The following is a 12,893-nucleotide window of genomic DNA, read 5'->3' on the forward strand; positions in this document are numbered from 1 at the left end:
AACTTATAAATTATGCTTAAAGAGTTTAAAGAATTTGCAATGAAGGGCAACCTAGTTGACATTGCAGTTGGTTTTGTTATGGGTGCTGCTTTTAAACAAGTAGTAACATCGTTTACTGGAGGTATTGTATCTCCTTTAATTGGACTAATTTTTAAATCTGATTTTAAAGACCAAAAATGGATTATAACACAAGGTACTGCCAATGATGCTGGCGAAGTAGTAGGTGAAGTTGCTGTGCTTTGGGGTGAATTTTTAACCAATGTTATTGATTTTATTATTGTGGCTTTTGTAATGTTCATGATTATAAAAGGCATTAATAAAATGAAAAAGAAAGAAGAACCAGCACCAGAACCAGCTCCTGCAGGACCTAGTCAAGAAGAATTACTTGCTGAGATTAGAGATTTGCTTAAAAAATAACTTATTGTTAAATAAATAACATTCTGTTATTTGTTGTTAAAAAGACCTTGTTTTAGAAAATTCAAGGTCTTTTTTTTCGTTTAAAACAACAATTAATACTTAGTTTTGCGCCATAATTTTTAAAACAGATAGAAATGAAAGTAGCTGTAGTTGGAGCCACTGGAATGGTAGGCGAAGTTATGCTAAAAGTTCTTGCAGAACGCAATTTCCCAATCACTGAATTAATTCCTGTTGCCTCAGAGCGTTCTGTGGGCAAAACCATTACTTATAAAGAAAATGATTATACCGTTGTTGGTTTAGAAACAGCTGTTTCTATGAAACCAGATATCGCTTTGTTTTCTGCAGGTGGTGATACATCTTTAGAGTGGGCACCTAAATTTGCTGAAGCAGGTACCACGGTTGTTGATAACTCATCGGCTTGGAGAATGGATCCCACTAAAAAATTGGTGGTTCCCGAAATAAACGCCAATGTTTTAACTAAAGAAGATAAAATTATTGCGAATCCAAACTGTTCAACCATTCAGTTGGTAATGGCTTTAAATCCGCTTCATAAAAAGTACAACATGAAACGTGTAGTTGTTTCTACTTACCAATCCGTTTCAGGTACTGGTGTAAAAGCTGTTCGTCAATTAGAAAACGAAATTGCTGGTATTGAAGGTGAGATGGCTTATCCTTACCCAATAGGTAGAAATGCATTACCTCATTGCGATGTTTTTTTGGAGAATGGATATACCAAAGAAGAAATGAAATTAGCCAGAGAGCCTCAAAAAATTATGGACGATAGATCATTTTCTGTGTCTGCAACTGCTGTAAGAATTCCAACAGCCGGTGGACATTCTGAATCTGTAAACGTTGAGTTTGAAAATGATTTTGATTTAGCCGAAGTACGTCAGCTATTAAGTGACACCCCTGGTGTTGTAGTACAAGACGATTTAGCAAACAATTCATATCCTATGCCAATTTATGCACATGATAAAGACGATGTTTTTGTTGGTCGCATCCGTAGAGACGAATCGCAACCAAATACATTAAATATGTGGATAGTTGCAGACAACTTGCGTAAAGGTGCTGCTACAAACACTATTCAAATTGCCGAATATTTAGTTGAAAATAATTTAGTATAATTACTTTTCATTAAAAGATTGTTAAAGGCTCCTGTTGACCGCAGGGGCCTTTTTATTTTTGTAAAATAAATACATCAATCAATGAAAAGAGTAATAATTATTGTATTATGTCTTATTATTTTAATGGCATGCAAAAATCAAACTTCAGAAAAAAATGTTATTGTTCTGAATTACCCTAAAACCAAAACTGTTAATACAGTAGACACCTATTTTGGAGTTGAAGTTAAAGATCCATATCGCTGGCTAGAAGATGATATGAGTGAGGAAACTACAAAATGGGTTGAATCTCAAAATTTAGTTACCCAGAACTATTTAAATAAAATTCCTTTTAAAAATAAACTTAAAAAAAGGCTTTCTGAACTTTGGAATTATGAAAAAATTAGTGCGCCATTCAAAGAAGGAAACAATATTTACTACTACAAAAACAATGGCTTGCAAAACCATTATGTACTCTACAAGAAGAAAGAAAATGGTGGGGAAGATATATTTTTAGACCCAAATTCTTTTTCCAAAGATGGTTCAACTTCTTTGGATGCAGTTAGTTTCTCTAAAAATGGAAGTTTCCTTGCATACTCAATATCTGAAGATGGAAGTGATTGGAGAAAGATTATCGTAATGGATACTGAAACTAAAGAAAATATTGGAGACACCATTTTTGATGTTAAATTCACACAGATTTCATGGTACAAAAATGAAGGATTTTACTATTCTAGTTACGATAAACCTGAAGGCAGTGAACTGTCTTCAAAAACAGACCAGCACAAAGTCTACTATCATAAATTAGGAACGTCTCAAAAAGATGATAAATTAGTTTTTGGTGGAACACCCGATGAGAAACACCGCTATATTTACGCTGGTGTAACGGAAGACGATAACTGTTTATTTATTTCACCCAGAATTTCTACTACTGGAAACAAACTTTATATAAAAGACCTATCTAAAAAGAACAGTTCTTGGATAACCATTTTAGATCATACTAAAAGTAATACTTCTGTTTTAAACAATGACGGAAGTACACTCTATTTAGTTACCAATTTAGATGCACCTAACAAACGCATTGTGAAGGTTGATGTTTCAAACCCAGCACCTGAAAATTGGGTAGACATAATCCCAGAAACTAACTTTGTGTTACAACCATCAACATCTGGAAAATATATTATTGCAGAATATATGGTTGATGCTATTTCTAAAGTAATGCAATACGATTACAACGGGAACTTTATTCGTACTATAAAACTTCCTGGAGTTGGAAAAGCAAATGGATTTGGTTGTAAAAAAGAAGAGTCTATTGATTACTTTAGTTTTACAAACTATAACACACCATCAAGTATTTATAAGTTCAATCTAGAAACCGGTGAAACCGAATTGTACTGGAAACCTTCTATAGAGTTTAACAGTGATGACTATGAAAGTAATCAAGTGTTTTACAACTCTAAAGATGGTACTAAAATACCTATGATTATTACTCATAAAAAAGGTATAGAGCTCAATGGTAAAAATCCAACAATCCTTTATGGTTATGGTGGTTTCAATATTAGTTTAAACCCAGGATTTAGTATTGCTATGGCTGTTTGGATGGAACAGGGTGGTATTTATGCGGTCCCAAATATTCGTGGTGGTGGTGAATATGGCAAAAAATGGCATGATGCTGGTATTAAAACTAAAAAGCAAAATGTGTTTGACGATTTCATTACGGCTGGAGAATATTTAATTGAAAACCAATATACCTCTTCAGAATATTTAGCTATTCGTGGTGGTTCTAACGGTGGCCTTTTGGTAGGTGCTGTTATGACACAAAGACCCGATTTAGCTAAAATAGCATTACCAGCTGTGGGTGTACTAGATATGTTACGCTACCACACGTTTACTGCTGGAGCAGGTTGGGCCTATGATTATGGAACTGCCGAAGACAGTAAGGAAATGTTTGAATACTTAAAAGCTTATTCGCCCCTGCACAATATAAATGAGGGGACCAAATATCCAGCAACCTTAATAACCACTGGCGACCATGATGACCGTGTTGTGCCAGCACATAGTTTTAAATTTGCTGCCGAATTACAAAGTAAACAAGCGGGAAATAACCCAACTTTGATAAGAATTGAAATCGACGCTGGTCATGGCGCAGGAACCCCAGTAAGTAAAACCATTGAACAATATGCTGATATTTTTGGATTCACACTGTATAACATGGGTTTTGAAGTATTACCATACAAACCAAAGAAAAAAATTAAAGGATAAATTATAAACCGCAAACCCTAAATCTGCTAAAATTTTGGGCAGATTTTTTTTATACTATTTTTGCAACTTTATGCTTCAGGTAAAAAACATATCGTTTGGTTACAACAAAAAGAAAGTTCTAAAAAATATAGACTTTACAATCAATACAGGAGAACATCTCTCTATTATTGGTGAAAGTGGTTCTGGTAAAAGTACTTTGTTAAAATTACTGTACGGAGAATATGATTTAAATGAGGGCGAAATATTTTGGAACAAAACTAAAATTCTTGGTCCAGCATTCAATTTGATTGTTGGTTATGACTTCATGAAATACGTCGCTCAGGAGTTTGATTTAATGCCATTTACCACCGTAGCCGAAAATATTGGTGAATTTCTTTCTAATTTCTACCCAGAAGAAAAACAAAAAAGAGTTGAAGAATTATTAGAAGTTGTTCAATTATCAACTTTTGCAAATACCAAAGTAAAACTATTAAGTGGTGGACAAAAGCAACGAGTAGCTTTAGCTAGAGCTATAGCAAAACAACCTGAAATTATTTTGCTTGATGAACCTTTTAGCCATATTGATAACTTTAAAAAGCAATCTTTAAGGCGAAGTTTATTCAAATACCTAAAGAATAAAAACATCACTTGTATTGTTGCTACTCACGATAAAGACGATGCCATATCTTTTTCAGATAAAATGATTGTACTTCACAATAGCGAAATTATTGCTAGCGATACACCCCAGCAATTATACAATAACCCTAAAACACCATTAATTGCATCCTTTTTTGGCGAATTTAATGTTATAGAACCCTATGGTATTGTATATTCCCATCAAATTAAAGTGGTAGAAAATTCTAGTCTAAAAGCAACAGTAAAGCAATCCTACTATAAAGGAAATTACTATTTAATTGAAGCTAATATGAATGAACAAAACCTGTTATTCAAATATTATAAAGAGCTTAAAAAAGGGCAAGAAGTAGCTTTGAGTATTCATAAATAATCACCCTATTTTCTCGATTATAAACTCCTGATTTCTAAACCTTATTAAATCTCCAACTGTTTTACCCATCAATAATTCTCCAATAGGTGTACTTGGTGAGATTGCATAAAAAGTCTCTTTTTCAATATTTAATTTACCAGCACTAATAGCAATAAAATAATTCAATTTTGATGTATTAACCAAACTGCCTAAACTAACAGCATTTGATGTTCTAGTAATGTCTATTTTAGTAAGCGCCTCTTGTGTTTTCTGAATTTCGGATAATTGATTACCAACTTTTTCACGCTCTAATTGCAACATTGCTCTACCTGTTTCATGCTTATCTCCTGCAGAACTTTTAGTTTCAGTAGTTAATGATTCTTGTATTTCATTAATAGTGCTTTTAACCGTTTGTAATCTATTTGCAATAAACACTTCGCACTTTTTGTATAGTTGTTGTTTGATATTCATTTAAACTAAATCTGCTAATTCTTTTCCAATTAAACTTCCAATGGCAATACCCATACCTCCAAGTCTGACACCACAAAACACATTATTGCTTAATTGTTTTACAATAGCTTCCTTTTTATTTCCAACACCCATAATACCGCTCCAACGATGATCAATTTCAAAATTGGTGTTTGGTAAAATGGTTGTTTTTAAAAGGTTTTCTAACGTCTCTTGAATATGATATGCCTGACCAAATTCAGTTGTAGATTCTCCTTTAAAATCCAAGTGTCTACCTCCTCCTAGTAAAATTCTATTTTTAAAATTTCTAAAATAGTAGTAACCTCTATCCAAATGAAAAGTTCCTGTAATATGCAAATCTTTTATGGGTTTGGTTATTAAAACTTGTGCTCTTGCAGGTGTAACTTTTTCATTGAGTATTTCTGATGTAAAACCATTGGTTGCTAATAATAACTTTGATGAGGAAAACTCAAACAGATTGGCTTGTATTTTGACAGAATTACTATCCTCTGAAAAAGACTTAACCAATATACTATTAAGTATTTTGATGCCTTTATTAAGTGCTAAATTCAGGAGGGATACCATCATTTTACCAGTATCTATCTGCCCCTCATAAGAGTTAAAAATATACTGCTCCTCAATATTCTTAAAACCTAGCCTATTGGTTTTTATTGTAAATACATCCTCTTTGAAAATAGGTTTTAAAAGTTCATTGACATATTCCTTTTTAGACAGGCACGTATCTAATAACCCGTCATTTTTAAAAAACAATTCATAGCCTCCGTTTTGTTGAAAGTCGATATTAGAGTCGCTCAATGTATCTCGTAATAGATGCAAACCATCTACACGCTTTTGTAAAAGTTTAACAACCTCTTCTTCAGAATGGATTTTTAAATCGTCTAGAATTTCGCTTAAACTTCCAAAACATGCAAAACCTGCATTTTTTGTACTAGCTCCTTGTGGTAATACCCCTTTTTCTAATATTAAAATATTTGATTTAGGAAATCTTTCCTTTAATTTTAAAGCACAACTAAGACCAACAATACCACTACCAACAATAGTATAGTCAATATTAGTTAACCAACTTTTTATTTCCCAATAGGATAAGTTCATGATACTAAGTTAGTGCTTTTGCGTTAAGGATAGAAATGGTATGCTTTTATGAGGTACTATTAAAAGATACAACCCTTCCACTTCGCTCAGGACAAACTACTAACTCTAATTTTATAATGCATAGAAAGACCATAAAAAAACTCCGAAATTGCTTTCGGAGTTTTAATTTATTCATCTTCAGAAATATGTTTTATTTTGAAGTCTTCCATAAATTTAGTGGTGTAATTACCTGCTAAATAATCTGGATGCTCCATGAGTTGCCTGTGGAATGGAATAGTTGTTTTTATACCTTCTATAACAAACTCATCCAAAGCACGTTTCATCTTGTTGATGGCTTCCTCTCTAGTTTGTGCTGTTGTGATTAACTTTGCAATCATTGAGTCATAATTTGGTGGAATAGAATATCCTGCATATACATGGGTATCTAATCTAACACCATGTCCTCCCGGTGCATGAAGTGTGGTAATCTTCCCTGGTGAAGGTCTAAAATCATTAAACGGATCTTCGGCATTAATTCTACATTCAATAGAGTGTAAATTTGGCATATAATTCTTTCCAGAAATTGGCACACCCGCTGCCACCAATATTTGCTCTCGTATTAAATCGAAATCAATGACCTGCTCTGTAATTGGGTGCTCTACTTGAATACGTGTATTCATTTCCATAAAGTAGAAGTTACGGTGTTTATCAACCAAAAACTCTACTGTTCCTGCTCCTTCGTACTTAATATATTCTGCAGCTCGTACTGCGGCTTCTCCCATTTTTTGACGAAGCTCATCGGTCATAAATGGAGATGGTACTTCTTCAGTTAATTTTTGATGACGGCGTTGTACTGAACAATCTCTTTCAGACAAATGACACGCTTTCCCTGTAGAATCGCCTACAATTTGAATCTCGATATGCCTTGGCTCCTCAATGAGTTTTTCCATGTACATATCATCATTTCCAAAAGCGGCTTTACTTTCTTGCCTTGCAGAATCCCAAGCGGCTTTAAGGTTTTCTTTTTTGAAAACACCACGCATCCCTTTACCACCACCTCCGGCTGAGGCTTTTAGCATTACAGGATAACCTACTTCTTCCGCCAGTTTCTCACATTCTTCATAAGATTCAATAACACCATCACTTCCAGGAACACAGGGTACACCCGCAGCTTTCATAGTTGCTTTAGCGTTAGCCTTGTCTCCCATTTTATCAATCATTTCTGGTGAAGCTCCAATAAATTTAATACCGTGCTCTGAACAAATTTTTGAAAACTTAGCGTTTTCGGATAAGAATCCGTATCCGGGATGAATAGCATCTGCATTGGTAATTTCGGCAGCAGCTATAATATTGGACATTTTAAGATAAGATTCACTACTTGGTGCTGGTCCTATACAAACAGCTTCATCGGCAAACTTAACGTGCAAACTTTCTTCATCTACCTTAGAATAAACTGCAACAGTTTTAATGCCCATTTCTTTACAGGTTCTAATAACACGTAGTGCTATTTCTCCCCTATTGGCTACTAATATTTTTTTAAACATAACTTATAGTTATTTAAAATTTCAAATTCCAAATTCCTTCAAATTGGGACTTGTTTTTTGGAATTTTAAATTTGGTTATGAAGGGTCTACTAAGAATAACGGTTGATCAAACTCTACTGGAGAAGAATCATCAACTAAAATTTTCACTATTTTTCCAGAAACTTCAGATTCAATTTCATTGAAAAGTTTCATAGCTTCAATAATACAAAGCACATCGCCTTCTGCAATGGTTTGACCTACTTCAACAAATAAAGGTTTATCTGGTGATGGTTTTCTGTAGAAAGTACCAATTATTGGTGATTTAATTGTAATATATTTTGAATCATCAGTGGCAGGTGCTGCAGATTCTTGAGCTACCGGTGCAGCTGGAGCAGCTTCAACAGGAGCTGCTGGCATAGCAACTGGTTGTTGTGCTATCTGTGGAGCAGGAACTTGTTGAACAATAGTTGTTTCAGTATCCGTTCCTGTTTTTATAGTGATTTTTACATCATCCATTTCCAATTTAACCTCGCTTGCACCAGACTTGGCAACAAACCTGATTAGGTTTTGAATCTCTTTAATATCCATAATTTTACTAATTAGTTAATGGTTAGTTATCTGAATTATATGCCCATTTTAAATAAATGGCTCCCCAATTAAATCCGCCACCAAAGGCAGCAAATATAATATTATCTCCTTTTTTAAGCTGTGATTCGTAGTCGTGTAATAATAACGGTAAGGTAGCAGATGTAGTATTTCCATACTTGTGAATATTCATCATTACCTTTTCATGCTCTAGTTCCATTCTATCTGCTGTAGCATCAATGATACGCTTGTTTGCTTGATGTGCCGTTAACCATGCTATGTCTTCTTTGGTTAAATTATTGCGCCCCATCACTTTCATGGTGGCATCAGCCATATTAAAGACTGCGTTTTTAAATACTGTTCTACCTTCTTGGAAAGCATATTGCCCACCTTGGTCTATAGCCTCATGTGTTATAGGGTGTATAGAACCTCCGTAGGTAGCTTGTAGAAATTCTCTGCCAGTACCATCACTTCTTAAATATTCATCTTGCAACCCTAAACCTTCTTCATTAGGTTCAAATAAAACCGCACCACCGCCATCTCCAAAAATAATACAAGTGGCTCTGTCTTTGTAATTAATTAAAGAAGACATTTTATCGGCTCCAATCAAAAGTACTTTTTTGTATTTACCAGACTCTACGTAACTAGCAGCTACTGACATTCCATATAAAAAGCTAGAGCAGGCGGCATCCATATCAAAAGAAAAAGCGTTGGTTGCTCCTATCTCAGAAGCTGTATAAGCTGCCGTTGATGCTGCTTTCATGTCTGGTGTTGCAGTGGCAACAATAACCAGTTCTATTTCTTTAGGGTTTAATCCTTTTTTATTTATTAAGTTTTGTGCTGCTTTAATGGCAAGAAAAGAAGTGCCTTTACCTTCTTCTTTAAGAATTCTTCGTTCTTTAATTCCTGTTCTGCTGGTAATCCATTCATCATTTGTATCAACCATAGTCTCAAGAATTTGATTGGTCAACACATATTCGGGCACATAGCCCCCCACAGCTGTAATTGCCGCTGAAATTTTACTCATAAACTAAGCGTTAAATTGACTAAAAAATCACTAAAATTTAACAAAACAATGTAAAATTTGGTGAAAACTACTAAATTTTAGCGTAATAACACACAAATATGTTTGTTTTTGCTTTTTTATGTAAAAGTGTGTCATAAAAAAAACGCTCACAAGTGAGCGTTTCATATTGTGCGCGCAAATCTTGTTATGCCACGTTCTCTTCTTCAGAATTGTCAACTAACACCTGACCTCTGTAATATAATTTTCCTTCGTGCCAATGCGCTCTGTGGTATAAATGCGCTTCTCCTGTTGTAGGGCAAGTAGCAATCTGTGGCACAGATGCTTTATAATGAGTTCTTCTCTTATCTCTTCTTGTTTTAGAGATTTTTCTCTTAGGATGTGCCATTTTCTATATTATTTATTATCCGTTAATAGTTTCTTTAATGTATTCCAACGAGGATCAATATCCTCTTTTTTGTCTTTATCTTTATTTAGCTTTGGACTAAGTTCTTCTAGTTTATCAAGTATATCTGAATTTAATGTTCCGTCTTTTACACCTGGATGCACTCTTTTAATTGGCACAGCCAAGACAATTAATTCATAAACATACTGCTGAATGTTGATTTCATAAGTTCCATGAGGTACTATTAGAATATCTTCATATTCGTCATTATATTCATCGCCAAATTTAACTACCAAATCAAACTCATTTTCTATAGTTTGATTGTACGGTTCATTAGTTAAATCACAATTAATGTTTACAAATCCAGAGGTTTTGAAATGTAATTCTAACAATGTTGACTTTTTCTCTAGCGCAACATTAACATTAACATTAACATTATTAAACTCTTTATACTCAAAAAAATCAAAGAACGCTTGTTCAATTTCATAGTCAAAATGATGCTTTCCTAATTTTAATCCTACAAATTGGATTACAAATTCTTTCAATAGCTTCATTATCACATCTATTTTGAGCCTGCAAATATATAAATTTTTACCTTAAGCAACATTACTTATAAACATTTTTTTGTTTATATCTATTTGCGCATCTTTTTTAGCGGATTAGAGGTAAGACTCTCATAATCAAATCTATTTCTGTAAATTTGAATAGCCGTATAAATGGCTTCTTTAAATGAACCAGCGTCTGCTAATCCCTTTCCAGCAATTTCATAAGCTGTTCCATGGTCTGGAGACGTTCTAATTCTGTTTAAACCCGCTGTATAATTAACACCTTGTCCAAACGATAATGTTTTAAAAGGAATCAGTCCTTGATCATGATAGGTAGCCACTACTGCATCGAAATTTTTGTAATTATTTGAGCCAAAAAAGCTGTCGGCTGCATAAGGTCCAAAAACCAATTTGCCTTCATCCTTGATCTTTTTAAGTGTAGGACGCAATACCTCATCATCTTCCTTTCCAATAACACCATTATCACCTGTATGAGGGTTGATTCCTAAAACCGCTATTTTAGGTTTTGATATTCTAAAGTCCTTCTTAAGGGAATCATAAATGGTATGAATCTTTTTTATAATAAGCTGCTCTGAAATATGCTCAACCACATCTTTAACAGGAACATGGTCTGTTAATAAACCAACTCTTAAATTTTCAGTAACCATAAACATAAGGCTTTCCCCTTCTAATTCTTGGGCTAAAAAGTCTGTATGTCCAGGAAATTTAAATTCATCCGATTGAATATTATACTTATTAATAGGTGCTGTAACCAAAACATTAATAGCTTCATTTTTTAAGGCCTCAGTAGCAGCTCTTAAAGACTTTATAGCATATTCTCCTATTTTGATGTCTTCTTTTCCAAATTCAATTTTTACGGGCTCATTCCAACAATTAAACACATTAACTTTACCATGTACCAGATGACTGAGACTATTAATGTTATGGAAATTAATGGTAGATTTAAAATGACTTTTGTAAAAATTCATGGTTTTTGCTGAAGCAAAAATTACTGGTGTACACAATTCTAAAAACATGGTGTCTTCAAATGTTTTCAATATTATTTCGCCACCAATACCGTTTAAGTCACCTATTGATATTCCTACTATTATATTTTCTTCGTACTTCATTAAAAAAAGACAACTTTTGTTATTAATTTTTTTCTGTTGAGGTGTATATTTTTATTCAAAAAACCCTAAAATTTTACAGCACTCTAGTATCCTCTATGTTAGTATATAGAATCTTTTCATTTTATCTTGATAAATCTTTAAATGAAAAAAATCATGTATTTTTGATTTTGCAAATTTAACCAAATAAACAGATAATAATATGTTTACCGGAATTATTGAAGATATTGGTATTATCACAAGTTTAAGAGAAGAAAACACAAACCTTCATATTACTGTAAAAAGTAATATTACATCCGAATTAAAAATAGATCAAAGTGTTGCTCATAATGGGGTTTGTTTAACAGTTGTAGACATAGATAATGATGAGTACACGGTTACTGCCATAAAGGAAACTTTAGACAAAACTAACCTAGGTACTTTACAACGTAATGACAAGGTAAACTTAGAACGTGCCATGAAATTAGGAGATAGGTTAGATGGCCATATTGTTCAAGGCCATGTTGATCAAACCGGTATTTGCACTAATATTAAAGAAGAAAACGGTAGTTGGTTTTTCACCTTTCAATACGATGCTACTTTAAATAACCTCACCATAGAAAAGGGCTCTATAACCATAAACGGAACCAGCTTAACAGTTGTAAACTCTGAAAAAGACACGTTTAGTGTAGCTATCATACCATACACTTACACGCATACTAACTTTAACACCTTTAAAGAAGGTACAGTTGTAAATTTAGAGTTTGATGTTCTAGGAAAATATGTTACAAAGTTGTTAGCAATGAATATAACAAATTATTAAAACTACTTGCTTATACTACTGCTTTGAGAGAGAAGTTTTCTAACACCGAGACACAAAGCTAACACTACTAGAAATAAAGTATCCACTCCAATTGTAAGACCAGGAGGAGAAGGACCTCCTGTAGGAGGGGGAGGAGGTGTTGGTCCTCCTTTTTGAGCAAAGCACAAAACACCTATAAACACAATTATTCCTAAGGTTAATATTCTTCTTTTTCTAGTAGTCATGGGCTTGGCAAAAGTAAAAAAAAACACTTTTTATCAAAATAATGAGAAGGTTATATTCATAAAAAACACCCATAAAAAACACAAAAACCCGATGAAATACAGTTTTTATAGCTAAATAGCTGGTTTTTATATAATAATATCATCGTAAAATATTCCCTCTTTTTACTTGAAAAACAAATATATATAATTTAAAAAGAAAAATTTAACGATACTTATTAACATTTTATTGATTAAAACCCGTTGTGCATTATGATTTAAAAAGAAAAAGTTGTTCATCTTACTGATAATCAGTAAATTGTTTTAACCACAAAACATTAATAATGAACAACTTAAATGCAAATTACAAAAGAATATTGGAAGTTTTACGAAAAATAT

General features: G+C 33.3%; 14 protein-coding genes. 5 read left to right on the forward strand and 9 right to left on the reverse strand.

The features are described 5' to 3' along the window. The first annotated feature begins 12 nt into the window (after positions 1 to 12). The 4 genes from mscL to E1J38_RS13235 all read left to right on the forward strand — a co-directional run bounded on the left by mscL (position 13) and on the right by E1J38_RS13235 (position 4,764). A complete protein-coding gene (gene mscL / locus E1J38_RS13220) occupies positions 13 to 417 on the forward strand; it encodes a large-conductance mechanosensitive channel protein MscL (RefSeq protein WP_133357286.1) in 405 nt (134 codons plus the stop codon). A gap of 134 nt (positions 418 to 551) precedes the next feature. Beyond that, positions 552 to 1,541: an aspartate-semialdehyde dehydrogenase gene (locus E1J38_RS13225; protein ID WP_133357285.1), complete on the forward strand. Its 990-nt coding sequence runs from the start codon at positions 552 to 554 to the stop codon at positions 1,539 to 1,541. Between the two features lie 81 nt (positions 1,542 to 1,622). Further along, positions 1,623 to 3,779 (forward strand): prolyl oligopeptidase family serine peptidase, encoded by a 2,157-nt coding sequence (locus E1J38_RS13230; RefSeq protein ID WP_133357284.1) that lies wholly within the window; start codon positions 1,623 to 1,625, stop codon positions 3,777 to 3,779. Between the two features lie 70 nt (positions 3,780 to 3,849). Beyond that, on the forward strand, positions 3,850 to 4,764 hold the full coding sequence (locus E1J38_RS13235) for an ABC transporter ATP-binding protein (protein ID WP_133357283.1): 915 nt from the start codon (positions 3,850 to 3,852) through the stop codon (positions 4,762 to 4,764). Here E1J38_RS13235 and E1J38_RS13240 read toward each other — a convergent pair whose 3' ends face one another. The 8 genes from E1J38_RS13240 to pdxA all read right to left on the reverse strand — a co-directional run bounded on the left by E1J38_RS13240 (position 4,765) and on the right by pdxA (position 11,495). Then, on the reverse strand, positions 4,765 to 5,214 hold the full coding sequence (locus E1J38_RS13240) for a 3-oxoacyl-ACP synthase (protein ID WP_133357282.1): 450 nt from the start codon (positions 5,212 to 5,214) through the stop codon (positions 4,765 to 4,767). Beyond that, positions 5,215 to 6,324 (reverse strand): NAD(P)/FAD-dependent oxidoreductase, encoded by a 1,110-nt coding sequence (locus E1J38_RS13245; protein ID WP_133357281.1) that lies wholly within the window; start codon positions 6,322 to 6,324, stop codon positions 5,215 to 5,217. 167 nt (positions 6,325 to 6,491) lie between these two features. Then, complete coding sequence (gene accC, locus E1J38_RS13250) at positions 6,492 to 7,847, reverse strand: acetyl-CoA carboxylase biotin carboxylase subunit (protein WP_133357280.1); 1,356 nt, start codon at positions 7,845 to 7,847, stop codon at positions 6,492 to 6,494. A 75-nt stretch (positions 7,848 to 7,922) separates the two neighbouring features. Further along, entirely contained in the window at positions 7,923 to 8,414 is a 492-nt protein-coding gene (accB, locus tag E1J38_RS13255; protein ID WP_133357279.1) for an acetyl-CoA carboxylase biotin carboxyl carrier protein, read from the reverse strand. 22 nt (positions 8,415 to 8,436) lie between these two features. Beyond that, positions 8,437 to 9,438, reverse strand: a complete 1,002-nt coding sequence (locus tag E1J38_RS13260; protein ID WP_133357278.1) for a beta-ketoacyl-ACP synthase III — start codon at positions 9,436 to 9,438, stop codon at positions 8,437 to 8,439. A gap of 184 nt (positions 9,439 to 9,622) precedes the next feature. Continuing rightward, positions 9,623 to 9,823, reverse strand: coding sequence for a 50S ribosomal protein L32 (gene rpmF / locus E1J38_RS13265; protein WP_116039612.1), 201 nt, complete (start codon positions 9,821 to 9,823; stop codon positions 9,623 to 9,625). Positions 9,824 to 9,831: 8 nt separating this feature from the next. Beyond that, positions 9,832 to 10,374: a YceD family protein gene (locus tag E1J38_RS13270; RefSeq protein WP_133357277.1), complete on the reverse strand. Its 543-nt coding sequence runs from the start codon at positions 10,372 to 10,374 to the stop codon at positions 9,832 to 9,834. Between the two features lie 80 nt (positions 10,375 to 10,454). Further along, positions 10,455 to 11,495, reverse strand: a complete 1,041-nt coding sequence (gene pdxA, locus E1J38_RS13275) for a 4-hydroxythreonine-4-phosphate dehydrogenase PdxA (protein ID WP_133357276.1) — start codon at positions 11,493 to 11,495, stop codon at positions 10,455 to 10,457. A gap of 199 nt (positions 11,496 to 11,694) precedes the next feature. Here pdxA and E1J38_RS13280 point away from each other — a divergent pair, with 199 nt between their 5' ends. After that, positions 11,695 to 12,294: a riboflavin synthase gene (locus E1J38_RS13280; RefSeq protein ID WP_133357275.1), complete on the forward strand. Its 600-nt coding sequence runs from the start codon at positions 11,695 to 11,697 to the stop codon at positions 12,292 to 12,294. Between the two features lie 2 nt (positions 12,295 to 12,296). Here the strand turns inward: E1J38_RS13280 and E1J38_RS13285 are convergent, their stop codons facing one another. After that, positions 12,297 to 12,518, reverse strand: coding sequence for a hypothetical protein (locus E1J38_RS13285; RefSeq protein ID WP_133357274.1), 222 nt, complete (start codon positions 12,516 to 12,518; stop codon positions 12,297 to 12,299). Between the last annotated feature and the right edge of the window lie 375 nt (positions 12,519 to 12,893).

It is taken from the genome of Seonamhaeicola sediminis (assembly GCF_004358095.2).
Lineage (GTDB): Bacteria > Bacteroidota > Bacteroidia > Flavobacteriales > Flavobacteriaceae > Seonamhaeicola > Seonamhaeicola sediminis.

Excerpts from the sequence above, each read along its gene's own strand:
- E1J38_RS13230 (WP_133357284.1), top strand. The coding sequence starts at position 1,623 with ATGAAAAGAGTAATAATTATTGTATTATGTCTTATTATTTTAATGGCA.
- E1J38_RS13285 (WP_133357274.1), bottom strand. The coding sequence starts at position 12,518 with ATGACTACTAGAAAAAGAAGAATATTAACCTTAGGAATAATTGTGTTT.
- E1J38_RS13240 (WP_133357282.1), bottom strand. The coding sequence starts at position 5,214 with ATGAATATCAAACAACAACTATACAAAAAGTGCGAAGTGTTTATTGCA.
- accC (WP_133357280.1), bottom strand. The coding sequence starts at position 7,847 with ATGTTTAAAAAAATATTAGTAGCCAATAGGGGAGAAATAGCACTACGT.
- E1J38_RS13260 (WP_133357278.1), bottom strand. The coding sequence starts at position 9,438 with ATGAGTAAAATTTCAGCGGCAATTACAGCTGTGGGGGGCTATGTGCCC.
- accB (WP_133357279.1), bottom strand. The coding sequence starts at position 8,414 with ATGGATATTAAAGAGATTCAAAACCTAATCAGGTTTGTTGCCAAGTCT.
- E1J38_RS13235 (WP_133357283.1), top strand. The coding sequence starts at position 3,850 with ATGCTTCAGGTAAAAAACATATCGTTTGGTTACAACAAAAAGAAAGTT.
- rpmF (WP_116039612.1), bottom strand. The coding sequence starts at position 9,823 with ATGGCACATCCTAAGAGAAAAATCTCTAAAACAAGAAGAGATAAGAGA.
- E1J38_RS13225 (WP_133357285.1), top strand. The coding sequence starts at position 552 with ATGAAAGTAGCTGTAGTTGGAGCCACTGGAATGGTAGGCGAAGTTATG.
- mscL (WP_133357286.1), top strand. The coding sequence starts at position 13 with ATGCTTAAAGAGTTTAAAGAATTTGCAATGAAGGGCAACCTAGTTGAC.
- E1J38_RS13280 (WP_133357275.1), top strand. The coding sequence starts at position 11,695 with ATGTTTACCGGAATTATTGAAGATATTGGTATTATCACAAGTTTAAGA.
- E1J38_RS13245 (WP_133357281.1), bottom strand. The coding sequence starts at position 6,324 with ATGAACTTATCCTATTGGGAAATAAAAAGTTGGTTAACTAATATTGAC.
- E1J38_RS13270 (WP_133357277.1), bottom strand. The coding sequence starts at position 10,374 with ATGAAGCTATTGAAAGAATTTGTAATCCAATTTGTAGGATTAAAATTA.
- pdxA (WP_133357276.1), bottom strand. The coding sequence starts at position 11,495 with ATGAAGTACGAAGAAAATATAATAGTAGGAATATCAATAGGTGACTTA.